The 21,502-nt window shown below is 63.8% G+C and carries 21 protein-coding genes and 2 pseudogenes; 6 read left to right on the top strand and 17 right to left on the bottom strand.

Features of this window, described 5'->3' with window-relative positions:
- Positions 1–153 precede the first annotated feature (153 nt).
- A pseudogene (locus Q8O29_RS04400) lies at positions 154–1,152 on the top strand (carboxyl transferase domain-containing protein); the annotation flags it as partial.
- A gap of 89 nt (positions 1,153–1,241) precedes the next feature.
- Here Q8O29_RS04400 and Q8O29_RS04395 read toward each other — a convergent pair.
- The 5 genes from Q8O29_RS04395 to purU form a co-directional block, all read right to left on the bottom strand.
- Positions 1,242–1,967 (bottom strand): LrgB family protein, encoded by a 726-nt coding sequence (locus tag Q8O29_RS04395; protein WP_305560844.1) that lies wholly within the window; start codon positions 1,965–1,967, stop codon positions 1,242–1,244.
- Positions 1,951–2,307: a CidA/LrgA family protein gene (locus tag Q8O29_RS04390; protein WP_305560843.1), complete on the bottom strand. Its 357-nt coding sequence runs from the start codon at positions 2,305–2,307 to the stop codon at positions 1,951–1,953. The genes Q8O29_RS04395 and Q8O29_RS04390 overlap by 17 nt, the downstream gene beginning before the upstream one ends.
- Positions 2,308–2,309: 2 nt before the next feature.
- Positions 2,310–3,812 (bottom strand): FAD-linked oxidase C-terminal domain-containing protein, encoded by a 1,503-nt coding sequence (locus tag Q8O29_RS04385; protein ID WP_305560842.1) that lies wholly within the window; start codon positions 3,810–3,812, stop codon positions 2,310–2,312.
- 326 nt (positions 3,813–4,138) lie between these two features.
- Positions 4,139–5,026: a LysR substrate-binding domain-containing protein gene (locus Q8O29_RS04380; RefSeq protein ID WP_305560841.1), complete on the bottom strand. Its 888-nt coding sequence runs from the start codon at positions 5,024–5,026 to the stop codon at positions 4,139–4,141.
- 3 nt (positions 5,027–5,029) lie between these two features.
- The gene (gene purU, locus Q8O29_RS04375) at positions 5,030–5,902 is read right to left on the bottom strand and encodes a formyltetrahydrofolate deformylase (RefSeq protein ID WP_305560840.1); all 873 of its coding nucleotides are present in this window, start codon (positions 5,900–5,902) and stop codon (positions 5,030–5,032) included.
- A 95-nt stretch (positions 5,903–5,997) separates the two neighbouring features.
- Between purU and Q8O29_RS04370 the strand changes: the two genes are divergently transcribed.
- Complete coding sequence (locus tag Q8O29_RS04370) at positions 5,998–7,338, top strand: aminotransferase class III-fold pyridoxal phosphate-dependent enzyme (RefSeq protein WP_305560839.1); 1,341 nt, start codon at positions 5,998–6,000, stop codon at positions 7,336–7,338.
- Between the two features lie 25 nt (positions 7,339–7,363).
- Here Q8O29_RS04370 and Q8O29_RS04365 read toward each other — a convergent pair whose 3' ends face one another.
- The gene (locus Q8O29_RS04365; RefSeq protein ID WP_305560838.1) at positions 7,364–8,239 is read right to left on the bottom strand and encodes a ChaN family lipoprotein; all 876 of its coding nucleotides are present in this window, start codon (positions 8,237–8,239) and stop codon (positions 7,364–7,366) included.
- Between the two features lie 83 nt (positions 8,240–8,322).
- On the opposite strand from Q8O29_RS04365, the gene Q8O29_RS04360 reads away from it, so the two are divergent.
- Positions 8,323–9,396 carry an AbrB family transcriptional regulator gene (locus Q8O29_RS04360; protein ID WP_305560837.1) on the top strand — a complete coding sequence of 358 codons (1,074 nt, stop codon included), beginning with the start codon at positions 8,323–8,325 and terminating at the stop codon, positions 9,394–9,396.
- Between the two features lie 48 nt (positions 9,397–9,444).
- Here the strand turns inward: Q8O29_RS04360 and Q8O29_RS04355 are convergent, their stop codons facing one another.
- On the bottom strand, positions 9,445–11,730 hold the full coding sequence (locus Q8O29_RS04355) for a nitric-oxide reductase large subunit (RefSeq protein ID WP_305560836.1): 2,286 nt from the start codon (positions 11,728–11,730) through the stop codon (positions 9,445–9,447).
- Between the two features lie 35 nt (positions 11,731–11,765).
- The gene (ytfE, locus tag Q8O29_RS04350; protein WP_305560835.1) at positions 11,766–12,479 is read right to left on the bottom strand and encodes an iron-sulfur cluster repair protein YtfE; all 714 of its coding nucleotides are present in this window, start codon (positions 12,477–12,479) and stop codon (positions 11,766–11,768) included.
- Positions 12,480–12,631: 152 nt separating this feature from the next.
- Here ytfE and norR point away from each other — a divergent pair, with 152 nt between their 5' ends.
- A complete protein-coding gene (norR, locus tag Q8O29_RS04345) occupies positions 12,632–14,182 on the top strand; it encodes a nitric oxide reductase transcriptional regulator NorR (protein ID WP_305560834.1) in 1,551 nt (516 codons plus the stop codon).
- 4 nt (positions 14,183–14,186) lie between these two features.
- Here the strand turns inward: norR and Q8O29_RS04340 are convergent, their stop codons facing one another.
- The 4 genes from Q8O29_RS04340 to Q8O29_RS04325 all read right to left on the bottom strand — a co-directional run bounded on the left by Q8O29_RS04340 (position 14,187) and on the right by Q8O29_RS04325 (position 16,920).
- Positions 14,187–14,552 (bottom strand): hypothetical protein, encoded by a 366-nt coding sequence (locus tag Q8O29_RS04340; protein WP_305560833.1) that lies wholly within the window; start codon positions 14,550–14,552, stop codon positions 14,187–14,189.
- Positions 14,553–14,627: 75 nt separating this feature from the next.
- Positions 14,628–14,909 (bottom strand): DUF3567 domain-containing protein, encoded by a 282-nt coding sequence (locus Q8O29_RS04335; RefSeq protein ID WP_305560832.1) that lies wholly within the window; start codon positions 14,907–14,909, stop codon positions 14,628–14,630.
- A gap of 110 nt (positions 14,910–15,019) precedes the next feature.
- Complete coding sequence (locus Q8O29_RS04330) at positions 15,020–16,090, bottom strand: DUF3108 domain-containing protein (RefSeq protein ID WP_305560831.1); 1,071 nt, start codon at positions 16,088–16,090, stop codon at positions 15,020–15,022.
- Positions 16,087–16,920 (bottom strand): IclR family transcriptional regulator, encoded by an 834-nt coding sequence (locus Q8O29_RS04325; protein ID WP_305560845.1) that lies wholly within the window; start codon positions 16,918–16,920, stop codon positions 16,087–16,089. The genes Q8O29_RS04330 and Q8O29_RS04325 overlap by 4 nt, the downstream gene beginning before the upstream one ends.
- A 154-nt stretch (positions 16,921–17,074) precedes the next feature.
- On the opposite strand from Q8O29_RS04325, the gene Q8O29_RS04320 reads away from it, so the two are divergent.
- Positions 17,075–18,091 (top strand): fumarylacetoacetate hydrolase family protein, encoded by a 1,017-nt coding sequence (locus Q8O29_RS04320; RefSeq protein WP_305560830.1) that lies wholly within the window; start codon positions 17,075–17,077, stop codon positions 18,089–18,091.
- Positions 18,092–18,105: 14 nt separating this feature from the next.
- Here the strand turns inward: Q8O29_RS04320 and Q8O29_RS04315 are convergent, their stop codons facing one another.
- From Q8O29_RS04315 to Q8O29_RS04300, 4 genes are all read right to left on the bottom strand, one after another.
- Positions 18,106–18,711 (bottom strand): MarC family protein, encoded by a 606-nt coding sequence (locus Q8O29_RS04315; protein WP_305560829.1) that lies wholly within the window; start codon positions 18,709–18,711, stop codon positions 18,106–18,108.
- Positions 18,712–18,906: 195 nt separating this feature from the next.
- Positions 18,907–19,320, bottom strand: coding sequence for a VOC family protein (locus Q8O29_RS04310; protein ID WP_305560828.1), 414 nt, complete (start codon positions 19,318–19,320; stop codon positions 18,907–18,909).
- Between the two features lie 62 nt (positions 19,321–19,382).
- Complete coding sequence (locus Q8O29_RS04305) at positions 19,383–19,757, bottom strand: hypothetical protein (protein ID WP_305560827.1); 375 nt, start codon at positions 19,755–19,757, stop codon at positions 19,383–19,385.
- A gap of 38 nt (positions 19,758–19,795) precedes the next feature.
- On the bottom strand, positions 19,796–20,164 hold the full coding sequence (locus Q8O29_RS04300) for a TraR/DksA family transcriptional regulator (RefSeq protein WP_305560826.1): 369 nt from the start codon (positions 20,162–20,164) through the stop codon (positions 19,796–19,798).
- Positions 20,165–20,300: 136 nt separating this feature from the next.
- On the opposite strand from Q8O29_RS04300, the gene Q8O29_RS04295 reads away from it, so the two are divergent.
- Positions 20,301–21,122 (top strand): enoyl-CoA hydratase/isomerase family protein, encoded by an 822-nt coding sequence (locus Q8O29_RS04295; RefSeq protein WP_305560825.1) that lies wholly within the window; start codon positions 20,301–20,303, stop codon positions 21,120–21,122.
- Between the two features lie 240 nt (positions 21,123–21,362).
- Here Q8O29_RS04295 and Q8O29_RS04290 read toward each other — a convergent pair.
- Positions 21,363–21,502: pseudogene (locus Q8O29_RS04290) on the bottom strand (IS6 family transposase); the annotation flags it as partial.

The raw sequence follows: 21,502 nt of genomic DNA, 5'->3' as shown, positions 1-21,502 counted from the left end.
GGAGCCTGGGCGGCAGAAGGGACGTCGGCTGCAAAGCGGCCGCGACGGTCCATTTTTCACCGGCTTTTTGCCCCATAGCTACGGCTATGGCGCTGCAAACCCGGCAAAAACTGTCCTCGCCGGGGCCACTTTTCGCTTCGACGCCTTCTGCCGGCCAGACTCCTAGGCTGCAGCGACGTGATCATTGCCACCCAAGGCAGCAACATCGGCATGGGCGGGCCGGCCATGGTTGAAGGTGGCGGCCTCGGTGTGTTCACGCCGGAGCAGATTGGCCCCAGCAGCGTGCAGCATGGCAACGGTGTGATCGACGTGCTGGTCGATGATGAGGCGCAGGCCGTCGCCGCCGCGCGCCACTACCTGTCTTTTTTTCAGGGCGTGGTGAAGGAATGGCTGGCGCCCGACGCGGCCAGCCTGCGTGATGCGGTGCCCGAGAACCGCCTTCGGGTCTATGACACGCTGGCGGTGGTGAACGGCGTGGTAGACAGTGGCAGCCTGCTGCCCCTGCGCAGCGGTTTCGGTGCGGGTATTCACACCGCGCTGGCGCGTATTGAGGGGCGGACCGTCGGCATCATCGCCAGCAACCCGCAGCACCTTGTCGGCGCCATCGATGCCGATGCCGCCGACAAGGCCGCGCGGTTTATGCAGTTGTGCAACTCGCACGGCCTGCCGCTCGTGAGTTTTGTTGACACGCCGGGCTTCATGGTTGGCCCCGACATGGAGGCGCAGGCGCAGGTGCGGCATGTCAGTCGCATGTTTGTGCTTGCTGCAGCCTTGCGGGTGCCGTTTTTCAGCGTGGTGCTGCGCAAGGGCTACGGCCTGGGCGCCATGGCCATGACGGCCGGCGGGTTTCATTCGCCCATGTTCACCGTGGCCTGGCCGACCAGTGAGTTCGGCGCGATGGGGCTCGAGGGCGCGGTCAGGCTCGGCTACCGCAAGGAGCTTGAGGCGCTGCCTGAAGGGCCCGAGCGCGATGAGTTGTACCAAAACCTGGTGGCGCGCCAGTATGAGCGGGGCAGCGCCATCAACATGGCCACCACGCTGGAGATCGACGCGGTGATTGATCCTGCGGACACGCGCCATTGGCTGGCGCGCGGCCTGCTGTCGGCGCGTGTGCGGCCGGACGTCGGGACGCGCTTTGTCGATCCCTGGTGAGTCGCCAGATGCCCGGTTTTCATGATAAAAATGGCCTCCAGCCCATGGCGGGCGGGCATAAATAGCTACAAAATGTATAGCGTGACGCGCTAAAACAGGCGAAACAGCAGCGGCAGCAGCAGCGAAGCCAGCACCACCTGCAGACCCAACGCCAGACCCGCATAGGCGCCCGCGCCGGCGTTGACCTGCATGGCTCGTGCGGCGCCTATGCCATGCGACACCGTGCCCAGTGCAAAGCCGCGTGCCGCCCAGCCGGCGGCGTCGACCGGAATGCGGCAGAGGTCGAACAAATACTTGCCGGTCAGCGCGCCGACCAGGCCGGTCATGACTGCAAACACGGCAGCCAACGCCGGGATGCCGCCGATTTTTTCGGCAATGCCCATGGCCACCGGCGCGGTGACCGACTTGGGCGCCAGCGACAGCAACACTTCGGCCGGCAGGCCGACCGCCCATCCCAGGACCACCGCCGAGCTGATGGTGGCCGCGCCGCCGGCCCCTGCCGCCAGCAGCAACCGGACCCAGCGCTGGCGCAATTCGGTGCGACGCTGCCACAGCGGCCAGGCCAGGGCCACCACCGCAGGCCCGAGCAGGAAGTGGATGAACTGCGCACCCGCGAAATAGGTCGGGTAGGGCACGCCGGTGGCCAGCAGCACCGCAGCGATGGTCAGCACCGTCCAGAACACCGGATTCGCCCAGGCGGCCTGCCGCAGCCGCGCATAGGCCGCCTGGGCCAGCACATAAACCACCAGCGTCGCCGTCAGGCCGAACAGCGGCGTGGCGGAAAGATAGACCCAGAGCTCAACGAACTTCGGCATCGCCCTTGCGCCACAAGAAGTTGAGCACCAACGCCGTCACCACCAGGCCGACCGCTGTAGATACGCCAATGACCAGCAACAATCGGCCGCCGTATTCGCCGAGCAGCGAGAGATGTGTCATGACCCCGACCCCGACCGGCACAAACAGCAGTGAGAGGTGCGCCAGCAGAAAGTCGGCGCAGGCGGCGACCGGCTCGCGCACCAGCGGCCAGTTCAGCGCCAGCAGCAGCAACACCATGCCGACCACAGGGCCGGGAAAGGGCAAGGACAGCGCGCGCGACAGCAGCTCGCCGATGGACTGCAGGAGCAGCAGCCAGGCCAGGCCGCGCAAGCCTTGCATCACTAGAACCTCGGGAGCTCAGGATGTGGAATATTGCCGCCCCGCACCAGCATCTTGCCGTACTCGGCGCAGCGCTGGAGCGTCGGGATCACCTTGCCGGGGTTGAGCAGGCCCAGCGGGTCAAAGGCCCGTTTGACGCCAAACATCTGCTCGTTTTCTGCGGCCGAGAACTGCACACACATGGAGTTGAGTTTTTCCACGCCGACACCGTGTTCGCCAGTGACTGTGCCGCCCATGGCGACGCTGGTTTCAAGAATGTCGGCGCCAAACAGTTCGCAGCGGCGCAACTGGTCGGCATCGTTGGCGTCAAACAAAATCAGCGGGTGCAGGTTGCCGTCGCCGGCATGGAACACATTGGCGCAGCGCAGGCCGTATTTGATCTCCATCTGCTGGATCGCCAGCAGAATGTCGGCCAGGCGCTTGCGCGGAATGGTCGAGTCCATGCACATGTAGTCGGGGCTGATGCGGCCGGAGGCCGGGAAGGCGTTCTTGCGGCCGCTCCAGAAGCGCAGGCGTTCTGCCTCGTCCTGGCTGACCGTTATCGCGGTGGCGCCGCAACTGCGCAACACCGCGCTCATGCGGCCGATTTCTTCTTCGACTTCTTCCAGCGTGCCGTCGCTTTCGCACAGCAAAATCGCTTCGGCGCTGAGGTCGTAGCCAGCGTGCACAAAGTCCTCGACTGCGGCCGTCATGGGTTTGTCCATCATCTCCAGCCCGGCCGGGATGATGCCGGCGGCAATTACCGCCGCCACCGCATCGCCGGCCTTGCGCAGGTCGTCAAAGCTGGCCATGATGCAGCGCGCCAGCACTGGCTTGGGCATCAGCTTGACGGTGACTTCGGTGGTCACTGCCAGCATGCCTTCGCTGCCGATCAGCACCGACAGCAGGTCGAAACCGGCGCCGTCGAGGGCGTCGCTGCCAAACTCGACTTCTTCGCCTTCGACCGTGAAGCCGCGCACCTTGAGCACGTTGTGCAGGGTCAGGCCATATTTGAGGCAATGCACGCCGCCCGAGTTTTCGGCGACGTTGCCGCCTATGGTGCAGGCGATCTGGCTCGACGGGTCGGGTGCGTAATACAGGCCCAGCGGTGCAGCGGCTTCGCTGATGGCCAGGTTGCGCACACCGCCCTGGACCACGGCGGTGCGGCTGCTTGCATCCATCTTCAGAATCTTGTTGAACTTGGCCAGCGACAGGGTCACGCCCAGCTTGTGCGGCATGGCACCGCCGGACAGGCCGGTGCCGGCGCCGCGCGCCACCACGGGGACGGCCAGCGCGTGGCAGGTCTTCAGCACGGCTTGCACCTGGCCATAGGTTTCGGGCAGGGCGACCACCAGCGGGCGCTGCCGGTAGGCGGTCAGGCCGTCGCACTCGTAGGGCGTGGTGTCTTCGCTGTTCCAGAGCAGCGCATGGGCGGGCAGCACCGCCTGCAGCGCGCCGACGACCTGGGCCTGGCGCGCAGAGCGTTCGAGCTGGCTTTTCTCGTGGAGGTCAACAAGTGCATTCATGAAAAGCACTTTAATGCAAAGCGCCCGACTGCGGTTTGAAGAAAATGGCGCCCTTCTGTGAAAAACAACTTGCTATTGTTTTTATAGCTGCTTGCGCAGGTACTGTAAGGGCTGGAGGCCGAAAACGCTTGAAACTAGGTAACTACTGAGCTCTGCCGTGGTTGGCTCCCCTCTCCCGCTGGCGGGAGAGGGTTAGGGTTAGGGTGAGGGTGGCGGTGCGTTCGATCAAGTCACATCTATTCGGCTGCGTGGAGCCCTCACCCCAGCCCTCTCCCAGAGGGAGAGGGTGAGGGCAGTCCCACTCACTGTCGTGTAGTGGGAAAAAATCAGTGATGGACCGATTTTTTCAGCCAGTCGGCAAAGGCCGCGCATTCCCAGCGGTCCATCATGCCGGTGCGCCAGCACAGGTAGTGGGCGTGCGGGCTGGGCACGTTGCGTTGGTATAGCCGCACCAAGGACCCATTTTCGAGCCAGGGCGCGCCCAGCTTGAGCCGTACCAGCGCCACACCCATGCCGGCGGCCGCTGCGTCGCACATCAGGCCGATGTCGTTGAACTGCGAACCGTCTACTGGCTCCGGCCAGTCCAGCGCATGCGCGGCAAACCAGGTGCGCCAGGGTTCCAGCGGCGAGCGCAGCAGGGCCTCGCCGTCGAGGTCTTCCGGCGCTTCAAACGGGCCGTGTTCCCGCACGTAGGCGGGCGAGGCCAGCGGCGTGACCTCGTCCTTCATCAGGCAGACATGTTCGACATCGGCATACCGGCCGGTGCCGAAGCGCACCACCAGGTCGGCGTCTTCGGCCACCACGTCCAGCAGCGGGATCGACACCTGCAGCGTCAGGTCAATCTCCGGGTAGGCTTCGGTGAACTGGCGCAGGCGCGGGATCAGGATGGAGCGCGCAAAGGTCGGCGTGACGGCGAGGCGCAGTTTGCGTTTGCCCGGCGTGCCGCTTTGCCCGGCCGCACCCGGAAATTTCTGCAGGATGGCCAGCCCTTCGCGCACATGGGCCAGGTACTCGCTGCCCTCGGTGGTCAGCGAAAAGTCGGCCCGGCCGAACAGCTTGGTGCCGATGATTTGCTCCAGCTGCTTGACGCGGTGGCTGACGGCGCTGGGTGTGACGTTGAGTTCTTCAGCCGCCTGCGTCACGCTGCGCAGCCGCGCCAGCGTTTCAAAGGTCAGCAGGCATTGGACGGGCGGGATGCGGGCGGCAGCAGCCATGTCCTATTTAAATATCACCGTCTTGTGGCCGTTCAGCAAAACGCGGTGTTCGCTGTGCCAAAGCACCGCGCGCGCCAGCACCTGGCTCTCGGTGTCGCGGCCCATGGCGGTCAGGGCCTCCACGGTTTTGCTGTGGTCAGCTCTGGCCACGTCCTGTTCGATGATCGGGCCTTCGTCGAGGTCGGCCGTCACATAGTGCGCCGTGGCGCCTATCAGCTTGACGCCGCGCGCATGCGCCTGGTAGTAAGGCTTGGCGCCCTTGAAGCTCGGCAGAAACGAGTGATGGATGTTGATGGCCCGGCCCGCCAGCTTGCGGCACAGGTCGTCGCTGAGGATCTGCATATAGCGTGCCAGCACCACCAGCTCGGCGCCTTCGGCTTCGATGATGTCGAACTGGCGTTTTTCGGCCTCGGCCTTGGTCGCGGCCGTCACCGGGATGTGGTGGAAAGGCACGTTGTAGCTGGCCGCGAGCTGGTAGAAGTCGCGGTGGTTGGAGACGATGGCGCAGATGTCCAGCGGCAGCAGGCCCGACTTCCAGCGGAACAGCAAATCGTTCAGGCAGTGACCTTCCTTGCTGACCAGCAGCACCGTGCGCATCGGTTGCGTGGCCTGGTGCAGGCTCCAGCGCATGCCGAACTGCGTGCCCAGCGGCGCGAGCTGCTCCTTGAGCGCCTCGAAAGGTAACTGGCTGCAACCGAAACTGACGCGCATGAAAAACAGGCCGGTGGCATCGGCGGCCGGATCGTCCCGCTTGTCGTCGCTGAACTGTGCCGCTTCGAGAATGTTGCCGCCGCGCTCGAACAAAAAGCCGGACACCGCATGGACAATGCCCGGACGATCCGGACAGGACAGGTTGAGGATATAAGTAGGGCTCATGAAAGAATTGTCGCAGGAGCGGCGCCGACCTGCCTGCGGTGCCAGAATGCAGATGACACCCCGGCACGTTTGCCTTTTCCCGCAGGAGAATTTTGATGGCCTTCCCCGATTTCAATATGGACCACCAGTGGCTGCCGTTCACACCGAACCGCAGCTTCAAGAAGGAACCGCGTGTGTTTGTAGCGGCTGACGGCATGTTTTTCACCACCCACGACGGCAAGCAGGTGCTCGACGGCATCTCCAGCTTGTGGTGTGTGGGTGCTGGTCACAACCGAAAACCGATCAACGAGGCGATCAAGAAACAGCTCGACACGCTGGACTACGCCACCGCCTTCCAGGCAAGCAACGACCAGGCCTTTCAGGCCGCCGAGATGATTGCCGCCATGGCGCCCGGCGATTTGAACCAGGTGCTGTTCTGCAACTCCGGCTCCGAGGCGGCCGACACCTCGCTGAAGGTCGCGCTGGCCTACCACCGGGCCCGCGGCGAAGGCCACCGCAATGTCTTCATCGGCCGCGAAAAGGGTTACCACGGCGTCGGTTTCGGCGGCATGAGTGTGGGCGGCATCCCGGCCAACCGCAAGGTCTACGGCGCGGCCCTGCTGCCGCGTGTCGATCACCTGCGTTTCATCCACGACCCGGTGAAACACGCCTACATCCACGGCGCCGAGCCGGTCTGGGAAGAGGACCTGCTGCTGGAGCTGGAGCAGCGCATCCTGCCCCTGCATGACCCGAGCAACATCGCCGCCGTCATCGTTGAGCCGGTCGCCGGCAGCGCCGGCTGGTATTTGCCGCCCAAGGGTTACCTCAAACGCCTGCGCGAGATCTGCGACAAACACGGCATCCTGCTGATTTTTGACGAGGTCATCACCGGCTTCGGCCGCCTGGGCACCAACTTTGGCGCCGACTACTACGGCGTGGTGCCCGACATGCTGAACTTCGCCAAGTGCGTGACCAATGGCGTGATCCCGCTGGGCGGCGTGATCTGTACCGACCGCATCTACAACACCATGATGGACGCCAGCGCCGGCAGTCCGGCCCATGCCATCGAGTTTTTCCACGGCTACACCTACTCGGGCCACCCGGTGGCCTGCGCGGCGGCCATGGCCACGCTGTCGCTGTTCAAGGAAGAAAAGCTGTTTGAACGCGCCGGGCAGATGGGTGTGGTGCTCGGCGATGCCGCGCACAGTACTTTCAAGGGCCTGCCCAACGTGATCGGCATCCGCAGCCTCGGGTTGGCCGCCGCAGTGGAGTTGTCATCGATTGCCGGCTCGCCCGGCAAACGCGTCTACGACATCTTCATGGACTGCTTCCGCAACGGGGTGCTGGTGCGACCGGCGGGTGAGAATATTGTGATCTGCCCGCCCTACATCGTCGAAAAAGAGCACATTGAACGCATCGTCAATGTGGTGGCCGACGCGATCAAAAAGAACGCCTGATCCTTCTGCCGCCCAGGCTCCTAGTTCAGGACGGCTTGATCCTGTCCTTCAGGCCCGCGCAATAGTCTTTTTCCGGCACGACCGGCGTGGTCCACACCACGTCAAAGGCTGGCGGCTTGCCGGCGTCCGGGCGCGCATCGGTTGCCGCCGGCGACGGGCCGGCGCGCAGCAGCACGGCCTTGACTTTCATGTCGGCCGGCAGGTGTTGCGGCACGCCCAGCTCGCGGTTGACATGTCCGCTGCCGGCCAGCAGTACCACGGTCTTGCCGGGCAGCGCGGCTTGTTCGATGGTGCGGGCCATGCTGATGTCGCGCGCCACCTGGATACGCGTCATCGGCGAAATCTGGCTCTCCGGCAGCAGTCCGCAGTGGCTGCTGCGTATCAGTTGCTGCTGGGCCTTGAGCGCCGGGCCTGACAACTGGGCATCGAGCCGGGTGTCGGTCATGGCCTCACGCATTTGCGCCGCTGGCAGGTTGGCGCCCAGCACCGGCACACCGGCCTTGACGGCCACCATCACCGCCGGGCCGTAGGCGGCCCAAGGCCAGCTTTTGCTGTTCCAGCCCAGCGCTTCCTGCACCTCGAGCTGCGTGCTGTTGGATTTCAGCGCGGCGGTGCTGCGGCCGGCGTCGGCCATCTCCAGTGCGAGCGCGCCGAGCTTGCCGTCAACGGCCAGGCGCGCCACCACATGCTGGTGGATGTGCTGGTGTTCGGCCGCATCGTGCTGTTCGCCCAGCAACACCACGTCGGCCGGCAGCAGCGCATCGGTGCGCACGGTGATGTCGTTGGGCGCTTCCGGAAACAGCCGGGGTTCGGGCACGCGGGCGCAAGCGGCGACCAGCAGCAACATCAGCACGGCCAAAGACCGGCGCGCGGCGGGGTGGGAAGGGTTCAGGCGGTTCATACTAGGACTTGTTCTGGAGCCATCGTAAAGCCAAGTGGCTGACTGTCCAGCTTTCCCCTTCCATTTCCCTGTTTACCTTGTTGATGCCCGTCAAGCCTTACCGCATTATTGGGACGCTGCTGCTGGCGCTGGCCGCCGCCGGGCTCTGTGTTTACCTGCGCACGCCCTTGCCGTGGATGATCGGTCCGCTGCTGGCCACCGCCTGCGCGTCGGTGGCCGGTGCGCCTACTCGCAACTGGCCGCCGCTGGGCAACCTCGGCCAGTGGGTGATCGCCGTCGCGCTGGGGCTTTATTTCACGCCGCAGGTCACGGCGCTGGTGGCCAGCCTGTGGTGGGCCATTGCGCTGGCGATTGTCTGGGCACTGGGCCTGGGTCTTGCATTTGGCGCCTGGCTGCACCGCGTTAATGCGCAGCGCATGGCCGATGTGGCGGCGCCGTCGATGCGTGCCACCAGTTATTTCGCCGGTGCGATAGGCGGGGCGTCGGAGATGACGCTGCTGGCTGAACGCGCCCATGCGCGCACCGATCTGGTGGCGGCGTCACACGGGCTGCGCCTGCTGCTGGTCACGGTGACCGTGCCCTTTGCCATGCAGTTCAGCGGCCTGCATGGCCTGGACCTGAACCCGCCGGTGCTGCGCGCGGTGCAGTGGCCGGGTTTTGCGGCGCTGGCGCTGGCCACCGCCCTGGGCGCTTGGGCGATGCAGCGGCTGGGGCGCACCAACCCCTGGTTCATGGGCCCGCTGCTGGTGTCCATGGGGCTGACCATGACCGGTGTGTTTCTGTCGGGGATTCCGCAGTGGCTGACCAACGGCGCGCAGTTGTTGATTGCGGTGAGCCTGGGTGTGCGGTTTTCGAGGGCGTTTTTGCATGCCGCGCCGCGCTGGCTGGTGTCAGTGGCTTTGGGCACGCTGGGCATGATAGGGCTGTGCAGTGGGTTTGCCTGGTTGCTGACCTTTGCGACCGGCTTGCCGCTGGCGACGCTGATTCTGGGCACCTCGCCGGGCGGCATCGCCGAGATGGCGATCACCGCCAAGGTGCTGCAGCTCGGGGTGCCGGTGGTGACGGCGTTTCAGGTGTGCCGGCTGGTGGCGGTGCTGGTGCTGGTGGCACCGCTGTACCGCTGGCTGTACCCGGAGGCGACGCAGCCCACACACTGATCGTCTGCTCGATGAGCAGTCGTCACTGTGGGCAATGGTGCTTTTGGGTCAAACGGCAGCTTTCTGAAGCCCTTTGCCGGGCAAGGCGAGGGCTGGTTTTTTGCCCAGCAAGCCCAGCACCACCTGGAGAGCGACGGCCAGCGCGCCAATGATGAACACCACGTCGCCGAAGGTGCGTACCCAGCGCAGGTTTTGCAGCAGCGGTTGCTGCATGAAGGCTTCGCTGCGCGCGTACCACAGACCTTCGCTGACGCTGGCATAAAACTGGATGATGCCGATCGGCAGCAGACTGGTGAAGATCATCAACACGAGGCCGGCATTGAGGCCCCAGAACGCCGTTTTCATGAGCTTCTGGCTGAACTCGTGGTGCGGCCGGATGTAGCGCAACACCAGCAGCGTGAAGCCCAGGGCCAGCATGCCGTACACCCCGAACAGTGCGGCGTGGGCGTGCACCGGCGTGGTGTTCAGTCCCTGGATGTAATACAGCGCCATCGGTGGGTTGATCATGAATCCGAAGACACCCGCGCCCAGCATGTTCCAGAAGGCCACCGCTACAAAAAACATCAGCGGCCACTTCAGGCGGTCCATCCAGACGGCGCGCTCGCGCAGGCGCCAGTTTTCCCAGGCCTCGTAGCCCAGCACGATCAGCGGCACCACTTCCAGTGCGCTGAAGCTGGCGCCCACCGCCATCACCGGTGTGGTGGTGCCGGCAAAGTACATGTGATGGAAGGTGCCGGGGATGCCACCCAGCATGAAGAGTGATGCCGATGCGAGGCTGGCCGTGGTCGCCATGCGGCGCGAAACAAGCCCCAGCGTGGAAAAAATGAAAGCCAATGCGGTGGTGGCGAAGACTTCAAAGAAGCCTTCCACCCAGAGGTGTACCACCCACCAGCGCCAGTACTCCATGACCGTCAGGTGCGTGCGCTCGCCATAGAAAAAGCCGGCGCCGTAAAACAGGCCAATGGCAATCACCGAGGCTGTCAGCAGGGCCAGCAGGTTCTTGTCGCCGCCGGGGTTGCGCAGCGCCGGCACGATGCCTCGCAGCATCAGCACCAGCCAGAAGGCAATGCCGGTGAACTTGCCGATTTGCCACAGGCGCCCGAGGTCCACGTATTCGTAACCTTGGTGCCCCAGCCAGAAATTCAGATTGGGCGGCAGGATCTGCGCAATCGCCAGGTAGTTGCCGGCAAATGAGCCAACGACGACCACCACCAGCGCCCAGAACAGAATGTCCACGCCGAGCTTTTGATACTTCGGGTCCTTGCCGCCATTGATGAGCGGGGCCAAAAACAGGCCCGCCGCCAGGAAACCGGTGGCAATCCAGAACAGCGCGCTCTGGATGTGCCAGGTGCGTACCAGCGTGTACGGAAACCACTGGGATACGTCGACGCCGTAAAAGGTTTGTCCCTCCACCGTGTAGTGCGCGGTAAAGCCGCCGACGAACACCTGAAAGATAAACAGCGCCACCACCAGAAACAGGTATTTGCCGAGCGCGCGCTGCGAGGGCGTCAGCGTGAACGTCGTGAGCGGGTCGTGGGCTGCTGGCGCGGGCAGTGGGTCGTCATGTTTGCTCAGGAAGGCCCAGGCCCAGACCAGAAAACCGATGCCCGCCAGCAACACGACGATGCTGGCAATCGACCAGATAATGTTTTCGGTGCTGGGGCGGTTGTCGATCAGGGGCTCATGCGGCCAGTTGTTGGTGTAGGTGACTTTTTGACCGGGCCTTTCGGTGGCGGCGGCCCACGCCGTCCAGAAGAAAAACTGTGTCAGTTGCACCCGGCGTTCGGCGCTGGGCAGTGTGTTTTCTTTCATGGCAAAGCTTTGGCGGCTGCTGCGCAATTCAGGCGCATCGGAAAACAGGCTGTTGTAGTAGGCTGCGGTACTGGCCATGGCTTGTGCGCGGCGGTTGGAAACGGTCAGAACCCCCGTGCCGGCGTCGGTGCGGTTGCTGCGGTACTCGGCTTTGAGGGCTTCACGCAGGGCCGCTTGAGCGGGTCCGTCCAGATCGGCATACGCTTTGCCATGCTGCTCTTTTGCGCCCAGCGTCAGCCAGGCGGTCAGCTCCCGGTGCAACCAGTCGGCGGTCCAGTCGGGTGCCTGGTAAGCGCCGTGGCCCCAGATCGACCCCAGTTGCATGCCGCCGACCGATTGCCAGGCGGTCTGGCCGTCAAGAATGCCCTCTCCGGTGAAGAGCGGCTTGCCGTCAGCGGTGACGACTCGCTCTGGAATCGGCGGCGCCTGCCGGTATACCTCGGTGCCGTAGTACCCCAGCAACGAAAAGGTGACGGCCACAACGCCGATCAATATGAACCACAGTTTTTTATAGGAACCCATGACGATCTTTCTTGGGGTGTTGGAGCGGGAAGCGCTCAGACGAGCGCAGCGGTGTCCACGGGTGCGCGAGCCGGAGCGGGGGCTTCGGCAGGCCGGGCGTTTTCAAACAGGATGTTGTTTTCCAGGTGGATGTGCTGCATCAGGTCTTCCCGAAACGTCCCCAAGCCCAGGTAGAGCGCGCGCCAGGTGTTGCAGGCGCCGGCAGGCAATGTCAACTTGCCCGTCAGGTCGGCCACACGCTGCAGCGCTTCGCCGTGCTCGTCATGCTCCAGGCGCAGCACGCTGATCGGTGAGGCTGGCGACGCGTGGTGTGCGGATCGGAGCATCGGAAACAGTACCTGTTCTTCTTTTTGCATGTGGCTTTCAAGGGCCTGTTGCATCGCGCTCAACTGGTCGGCCAGGCCGGCCGGGCAGCTTGCATGGCTGGCGTGAACCTGCTCGACCTTGCGCGCCAGCCGGGTGAGTTCAGGCAGTTGCTGGCGGTGAACCTCATGAAAGCGCGCCAGGATGTGGTCGATCAGTTCGCCGGGCGTGGCGATGCGCCAGTCGCGTTCTTCGGATGCGGCCATGCTGGTCAGTGCTTGCAGTCGCGTGACCACCACTGTGGCGTCCACACCCGCTGCGCTGGCTGCGGCGCGCAGCGTATGTTTGCCGCCGCAGCAAAAGTCTAGTGCGTACTCATTGAATATTCGGGTCGCACCGGCAATGTCGCGCGCCAGCGTGCCCAGGGCTTGGTCAAGCATGTTCATGGTGTTTCTTTCAGGTTAGTTGATGTTTGCGCTTACTGACGCGAATTTCATGCCATCAATAACTTCAACGAAATCAATTGCCTTTCGTTAATACGGTATAAATAACCTGTTTTTAAGGAGGTAATTTTTACCTTTTAAAGGTAATATTCACCATGATTGAAAACATGCTCATGCCCGATTTGGTCGCTGACTTAGCGCCAGCCGTGCGGCTGCAGCGACTGGTCGCCACCTTGCGCTCGCACTTTCAGTGCGGTGCCGTGGCCTTGCTGCAGCTAGAAGAAAATCACTTGCGGCCAGTGGCCGTCAGCGGGCTGGTCAGCGATGCGCTGGGTCGGCGCTTTGCCCTGAGCCAGCATCCGCGCCTGGCGGCGATTTCGACCAGGCGCGGCGTGACCCACTTTCACCAGGACAGCGTCTTGCCGGACCCTTACGATGGCCTGATCGACGAGCAGGTCGGCCAGCCCCTGGCCGTGCATGACTGCATGGGCTGCAGCCTGCAGTTCGAAGGCCAGCCCTGGGGTGTGCTGACGCTTGACGCGCTGCGGGTCGGCACCTTCGATGCCGAGGCGCGCCTTCAGTTGCAGCAACTCACCGTGCTGGTCGAGGCCGCCATTCGCGTGACCCGGCTGGAGGCGCAGATGCGTGCCTTGCGCCTGACCCGTCAGGTCGAGGTGGTGACCAGCACTGCGGCCCGAGACGATGTTGAGATCATTGGGCAGAGCCCGGCCATCGGCCAACTGCTCCATGAGCTGGATGTGGTCGCCGATTCGGGCCTGCCGGTCTTGCTGCTGGGCGAAACCGGTGTCGGCAAGGAATTGTTTGCGCACCGGCTGCATCGGCTCTCAAGCCGGCGCGCCAAGCCGCTGGTGCATGTCAACTGCGCGGCTTTGCCTGAAGCCCTTGCCGAAAGCGAGTTGTTCGGTCACATCAAGGGCGCTTTTTCGGGGGCCGTGAACGACCGGCCCGGCCGCTTTGAAGCCGCCGAGGGCGGCACGCTGTTTCTGGACGAAATCGGCGAGCTGCCGCTCGCGGTACAGGCCAAGCTGCTGCGCACGCTGCAAAACGGTGAAATCCAGCGGCTGGGCGCAGATCGGTCGCGCCGCGTGGATGTGCGCGTGATTGCAGCGACCAACCGCAGCCTGCGCGAGCTGGTGAGTACCGGCGCTTTCCGTGCCGACCTGTACCACCGCCTGTCGGTGTACCCGATTGCGATTCCCCCCTTGCGCGAGCGCGGCAATGATGTGCTGCTGCTGGCAGGCCGATTTCTGGAGCTGAACCGCGCCCGTCTGGGTCTGCGCAGTTTGCGGCTGTCCAGCGAGGCCGAAACCGCCCTCTGCCGCTACCGCTGGCCTGGCAATGTTCGGGAGCTTGAACACGCCATCAGCCGCGCCGCGCTCAAAGCTCTGAGTCGCGGCGCCAGCCGCACCGACATCGTGACGCTGCAAACCGACCTGCTTGATCTGGATGGCCCGGAGTTGCTGGCTGCGGACGGCGTTGCAACAGCTTCCGAGCCGCCAACCAGACCCGCTGCGGCCGTGCCGTCAAGTGCCACACTGCGTGATGCGGTAAACGCCTGCGAACGCCAGTCGATCATTCAGGCGCTGGCTGCGCATCAAGGCAACTGGGCGCAGGCGGCGCGGCAACTGGGCGTCAATGCGAGCAATTTGCACAAGCTGGCCCGGCGCCTGGGGCTGAAAGGGTGAACCCTTATTTGTCCCCGGCGCTGTCTGCGCCGGCTTGACCCGCTCGGGCGCTGAGGCCAAAAAACTCACCACGCTCCACCAGATGAAGCATCTGGTCGGCTGCATGAAGCGTCAGGGAATGCGGGGTGTAGCCAGGTCGCGGCGAGATGTAGGTGGCCATTTCACGGGCCAGTGTGAGCTGACGGTCGGAAGCTTGCGCGAGCAGGGCAATCAGCAAATTTTCCAGCGCGATCACGCGAACCTGAAGCTGCACCAGCTCGGCGTTTGCCAGCGGAGGCACATCGGCCTTGGCTTCATTGGCCCACCGGTCCTGGAGGTTCTCGCGAAGCTGTGAACGCTGCTGCTGCCGATCTGATTTGCTTTCAGGCATGGCGGGCTTTCAAATGGCTGAACAACTCAGGTTGAAACGCGAGCTGCCACCAGCGGGGAAAGCCCGGCGCCGGGTTCAATGCAGGGCGACCGGGGTGTGCGCCAGTTCGGCGTAACCTTCAAGTGTGTCTTCGATTTCTTCCTGCGTTGGCGTTTTTTTCTGCCAGACATTCAGGCGCTGCTGGAACATCTCGGCCCAGGAACCATCGAGGTAGACCTCTTTGCCCGAGCGTTTGTCGACAATTTCAAAGCCATGGCGCGCGAGTTCGGGCACGGCAGGCGCAGGCGCGGACTCTTCCGGCGCGTTGGCGTGGATTTGCACCACCACAAATGATTCAGAGTCGTAGAGCATGTGCATAGGGCTTGGGTCCTTGTTCATCAGATAGCAACGAACGGGCCAAGTTCAAGGCTTACAGGGTAAATCCGCGAAATATGTGAAAAGCGCCGAAATACCTGTCGGATTCGCGCTCACAGGGGTTTTTCGGCCACCCGCAACTGCTGGTCCACAAAATCGCCGTTGTGTTGGGTGATGCGTATACGCGCGGGCAACCAGGCCAACGAGGGCGCGAGCCAGGCCTCGACGGCCTGGTCGTAGTCGCGTTGCGGCTTGCGCGTGAGTTTGACGGTGCCGAACTCGCCGGCCGGCAGGTTGAGCTTTTCCTCGGCTTCGACCACAAAAGTCCAGGTGTCAGCGCCCGTGGGGCCGACGGTGTAAAGCGACACGCTGCTGCCGACCGGGTACTTGGCCGGGTCCCCGGCCAGCAAGCTGGCGAGCTGCACAAAAACACTGGCGCGGTCCTGCGCGCCTGGCTGCCACGGCACGTCGGGTGTGTTGGCGCTGAAGGTGATCTTGCCTTTGTCGGGCTGGAAGTGAGCCGCGCGTTCGCTGCGCGACTTGTCGAGAAAACGGGTAGGCGCCAGCCCATCGCCGGTGATGTGGCCTCTGCTGGCCATGGACCGCTCGCCCAGGCCAAAGGCGCTGACCACCATGCTGGCCTGGTAAGCCTCGCCGTCCTGCAGCCAGTCAAGCTGGGCGGCGGCGTGGTAGTCCATGTTTCTGGAGCGGCCAGTCATGCTGTATTTGAGGCGCATGGACCCGGGAATGGTCAGCGCGGCGGCTGCCGCCACGGGTGCTGCGGGCGCCGCCTCGGCGGTCGGCGGGCGGGGCTCAGGCACCAGTGAGGGCGGTGGCGTGTTGGCCACGACCGGTTCGGGCACCGGGGGCGCTATTGATTCAATAGCTGCTGGTGCTTGCGCAGAAAGGGCTGGAGCCGTATTTTGTTGTAAACGCGGCACAGCGGCGGCGGCCCGTCGAACCGGTGGCGGCGGGGCCGCCAGGGTGGCTGTCGGTTGCGGCGGCTTGATGTCTATGCTGCGCGTGATCAAGGGGCGCAGCTTGAGGGGTGGCTCGGCTTCCATGCCCCAGTGGGCCGGCGCGGCTTGCAGCAGCAGCACATGGGCGAGCACGACCGCAGACGTCAGCACCAGCAGGGGACGCAGCGGCGGCGCTGCGCTTGGCTGTGCCGTCAGGGCGTTCATGCCTGTGCGTAGCCCAGGTCGCTGCTGAGCTGCCGCGCTGCGGCCGACAAGGGTTGGGCCACCGCACCGTCCCAGTCCGTGTCGAAGGTGGCCACTGATCCCATGGACACCACGCCCAGCACCAGGTGACCATCGGCGTCGAACACCGGGGCGCAAAAGCCGGCGACACCGGGCAGCAAGGTGTCCACCACACGCGCCAGACCGCGGCGCCGGACTTCGTCGAGCACAGCCGTGACCTCAGCCATGGTTTTGGGCACATCCTTGCGCGCCAGCTTTTGCAGGCGAGTCAGCTCGTCTCTTAGCAAGGGAGGCAGGCGGTCGTGTGACTGGTGGCTGTTGCTTGCCGCAGAGCGCTTGCGGCTGCCAGCCGGCTGCGCCATGAAGGCAGAAAAACACAGGCCGGTGGCCGAGGACAGCAAGGGCATCACGTCACCCAGGCGCAAATTGACGGTGACGGCCTGCGGCGACTCTTCCCAGTGCACGATGGTTGGCCCCTGGTTGCCCCAGACGGCGAGTGCCAGGGTCTGGCCGATCTGCTCCATCAGGGGCGCCATGCGCTGGCGCGCGAGTTTGACGCTGTCCAGCCGTGACAGCGAGGCCAGGCCCAACTTCAGTGCAGCGGGGCCGAGGTCGTAACGTGTGGTGCCGGGGTCCTGCGTCACCAGTTCGAGGCGCTGGAAGCTGACCAGGTAGCGGTGTGCCTTGGCCGCGCTCATGCCGGCAGCAGAGGCGAGGTCGCGCAACATCAGCGGGCCGGGCGAGGCGCCCAGCACCTGCAACAGGCTGAAGCCGACTTCCACCGACTGGATGCCGGCGCGCTGCGCGGGCAGGCTGGGCGATGGTGTGGCGGGGGCGGTTTTGCGCTCTTTCATGGAATTCGACTAAAATTGAAAATTACATTTAGGTAAATTGATTTCACTTATCGTAACTTCAATCCCTCGCCGCGATTCGTCGCCGAGCGCCAAATAACTCCAAAGGAAACAGATGAAGCTCGCAAGCTACAAAGACGGCTCCCGTGACGGCCAGTTGGTGGTCGTCTCGCGCGACCTGGCGACGGCCCATTATGCGACGGGCATCGCCAGCAAACTGCAGCAGGTGCTCGACGACTGGGGCTTTTTGTCGCCGCAACTGCAGGACCTGTACGACACGCTGAACAACGGCAAGGCGCGCCACGCTTTTCCCTTTGACCCCGCGCAGTGCATGGCGCCGCTGCCGCGTGCCTACCAGTGGGCTGACGGCTCGGCCTACATCAACCATGTGGAGCTGGTGCGCAAGGCGCGCGACTCCGATGTACCCGACAGTTTTTACATAGACCCGCTGATGTACCAGGGCGGCAGCGACGACTTCATTGGCCCCTGCGACGACGTGGTCTGCCCGAGCGAAGAGTACGGCATCGACTTCGAGGCCGAGGTCGCGGTCATCACTGGCGATGTGCCCATGCAGAGCACGCCCGAGCAAGCGCTCGAAGGCATACGCCTGGTGATGCTGGCCAACGACGTGAGCCTGCGCAACCTGATCCCGAATGAGCTGGCCAAGGGTTTCGGCTTTTTCCAGAGCAAGCCGGCCACGGCCTTCAGCCCGGTGGCGGTGACGCTGGACGAACTCGGCGACGCCTGGGACCAGGGGCGCCTCAACCTGACCATGCAAAGCACCTGGAACGGCCGCAAGGTCGGCATGTGTGATGCCGGGCCGGAGATGACCTTCCACTTTGGACAGCTGATTGCCCACATTTGTAAAACCCGCAACGTGCGTGCCGGATCCATCATTGGCTCTGGCACCGTCAGCAACAAGGGTGTGGAGGTCAAGGGCAAGACCGACTGGCCCAGGGGTTACAGCTGCATCGCGGAAAAACGCGCGATTGAAACCATTCAGGAGGGCAAACCTTCGACCGAATTCATGAAGTTCGGCGACACCATCCGCATCGAGATGAAGGGCAAGGATGGCGAGCTGGTGTTCGGCGCGATCGACCAGAAGATCGTTGCGGCGGCATCGCTCAAATAAAGAGAGCCTGGCGCTCAGCCTGCAGCGCGGGTCTGAGTGATGAACAGCTGGATGCCGCGCAGCAGCATCTCGACCGAAATTGCCACCAGGATCAGGCCCATCAGGCGTTCAAAGGCCATCACCAGCCTGTCCCCCAGCACCCGTTGGATGCGCTCGGCCAGCACCAGCACCACGGCGCAGACGGCCATGGTCACGCACAGCGCCGCCACCCACTCCATGCGCCGTGTCGGCGCCTGCGAGACCAGCAGAAGCACCGTGGCCAGCGCCGACGGCCCGGCCAGCGCGGGAATGGCCAGCGGCACGATCAGCGGTTCGCCCTGCAGCGGCTCTGCCACCGGATGGTCCCCCGGAAAAATCATGCGCAGCGCGATCAGGAACAGGATCACCGCGCCGGCGATCTGCAGCGACAGCTCGCTGAGGTTCATCACGCGCAAAAAGCTGTCGCCAACAAACATGAAGGCCAGCAGCAGCAGGAAGGCGATCAGCACCTCGCGCAGGATCACAAACGCGCGCCGCTCGGGCGCGACCTTGCGCAGGGCGTTGGCGAAAATCGGGATGTTGCCCAGCGGATCGATGATCAGCAGCAGCAAGATCGTGGCAGAAATAAAGGTGTAGGTCATGACGCAACTGGCCCCCACGGTCGCTCACTGCGTGTAGCTCCCGAGGCCTTGCAGGCCGCGGCTTGCGGGACGCTTCGCCTCTGTCGCCTGTCCAAAGCTGCGCAGGCAGCTTTGGAGCCGCGGGCTCCAGCCCCTTGTGGGCCGCTTGCTCGGGGCGGCCCTTCGCTGCGCGGTAGCGTGCTCACCGGCCCAGCCTCATGACGCATAGATCGCTTCCAGGTCCTGGAAGCCCTTGATCTCCAGCGGGTTGCCGAAAGGGTCACAGAAAAACATGGTCCACTGCTCGCCCGGCTGGCCTTCAAAACGCAGCTGCGGTGCGAACAGGAATTCCGTGCCGGCGGCCTGCAGGCGTTGGGCCATGGCCTGCCAGTCGGGCAGGCCCAGGACCAGCCCGAAGTGCGGCATCGGCACCAGCGTGTCGCCGACATGGCCGGTACGTTCCGTCTTGAAAGGCTGGCCCAGGTGCAGCGACAGCTGATGACCCATGAAATCAAAATCCACCCAGGTGGGGGTAGAGCGGCCCTCAGTGCAACCCAGCACACCGCCGTAAAAACGGCGGGCCTCGTCGAGGTCGGTGACGTTGAAGGCGAAATGAAACAGGCTGCGCATCCGGTCAAGGATAGCAGCCTGCCATCGCGCGCGGGCCGTGCGCCGTTGAAAAAATCAGGGGCTCAGGTCAGCGAAGGATCTGCCGCCATGTTGTCGAATTTCTTGAAGTACTGGCGGGCCAGCGCGACCAGTTGGCCGTCGCTCGGGTGGTCGCTGGTCACCGAATCCACCACGCTGTCGGCCACGGCTGTCTGGTGGCGGCTGCACCAGTCGCGAAACTGGTTGCGCACCAGGCCCGGCCCGGTAAGAAGCACTTCCCTGGCACCCGTCAGGGCTTTGGCAACGTCGGCAAAAAAGGCATTGCTGTCCTCGGCCTTGCCCTGGTGCTTGTGGTGGCTGCGCGACTTGACGCGCTGGGTTTCCATGTGCTCGCGGTCAAACATCAGCACATGCGCCTCGGTATGGTCTATCCAGACAACAGCATGAAAAGTGCTCATGGAATCCTTTGTGAAAAGAAGAAGAATAAAACCGTCAATCAGCTTGCGCGCAGGTGCTCGGCCTTAACCTGGCAGGGGATGCAGCGTTCTGCTTCAGGGCTGGCGTCCAGCCTGGCTGCGGGAATGGCGACGCCGCAGCTTATGCATTGACCGTAGCGACCGCTTTCGATACGGGCCAAGGCCGCGTCAATGGCAGCGAGTTCGGCGGTTTCACGCTCTCCCAGGGCGAACTCGATGTCGCGCTCGGTCGCCACCTGGGCGCGCGAGTCTTCCGGGTGCCCGAAATGCTCGGCGGCGGCATCTGCCCGGCTGACGGTTCCGCCGCGCTGCGCAGAAATCTGCGCAAGCAGCTTAGTGCGCATTGTCAGCAACTGCTGTTGGTAGGGTGCGGTCTGTGGTTTGTCCATGGGTCATCCTTCTGGTAGTCGTCTTCATCATGGGTCATGGCGCCAAGGTCCCGGTTGATGAAGGTCAAGCGGGCGGCCCTTGGCCTGTGCGGGGCACAATCCGGTGATTGCTTTTTTGCCACCTGACGGAGACACCATGACTGCCCAGCAAACTGACTACAGCGCTTACCAGACCCTTCACATCACGCGCCGGGGCGCTGACGGAGCGGTGCTGGACATCCAGATGAAAGCCCTCAACGGCAAGCTGCCGACGGCCGGTCACGATGGCCACCGCGAACTGGCACAGATATGGCGCGATGTGGGGGCCGACGACTCGGTGCGCTGCGCTGTGTTGCGCGGTGAAGGCCAGGGTTTTTCGGGTGGCGGCGACCTGGCGCTGGTGCAAGACATGGCCGACGACTTTGCCACCCGCACCCGTGTCTGGAAGGAAGCGCGCGACCTGGTTTACAACGTGATCAACTGCGACAAACCGATTGTTAGTGCCCTGCATGGTCCAGCCGTGGGCGCCGGGCTGGTGGCGGGTTTGCTGGCCGACATCTCGATTGCCGCGAAAAGCGCGAAGATTGTGGATGGCCACACCCGCCTCGGCGTGGCGGCGGGCGACCATGCCGCGATTGTCTGGCCGCTGCTTTGCGGCATGGCCAAGGCCAAGTACTACCTGATGCTGTGCGAGCCCATCAGCGGCGAAGAAGCCGAGCGTATCGGCCTGGTGTCGCTGGCGGTGGATGAGGCGCAGTTGCTGCCCAAAGCCTATGCGGTGGCCGACCGTCTGGCCGCTGGCTCGCAGACCGCCATCAGCTGGACCAAATACGCGCTGAACAACTGGCTGCGCCAGGCCGGACCTGCGTTTGATGCGTCGCTGGCGCTGGAGTTCATGGGCTTTGCCGGGCCGGATGTGCGCGAGGGTGTGGCCAGCCTGCGCGAGCGGCGTCCGCCCGCCTATGGACCCAAGGCTTGAAAGAATTGCTCCGGAATTAATAGCTAACTGCGCCCTGTGGATGAGGGTGAGAGGCATATTTCGTTTAAAGATGGAAGCGCGGCATGCGCTTGTGTCTATGCTTGGCCGGCGTGCGGTGTTGGTCAGCGATCAGATCACCAGGGTGTAGAGCTGATCGACTGCGGACATGGTTTGGCCACCTGGGCAGTCCAACTGCCCTTTGCGGATCATGTGCATTGTTTCGATGCCAGCGATGATGATTCGATGAACCGTGGCGTGGTCAACAAACACCCCGCGCTCTTGCATGATCTCTTCAATGTGACGCAGACTCAAGGGTAGGCCACATACCAGCGCACGCACGTCAGCATCACTTCCAACGAATAGTGAACCCGTTTGAGAAC

Source organism: Polaromonas sp., assembly GCF_030689685.1.
Classification (GTDB): domain Bacteria; phylum Pseudomonadota; class Gammaproteobacteria; order Burkholderiales; family Burkholderiaceae_C; genus Polaromonas.
The sequence above is the reverse complement of the archived record's forward strand: the minus strand, read 5'-3'. Positions and strand labels throughout refer to the sequence as shown.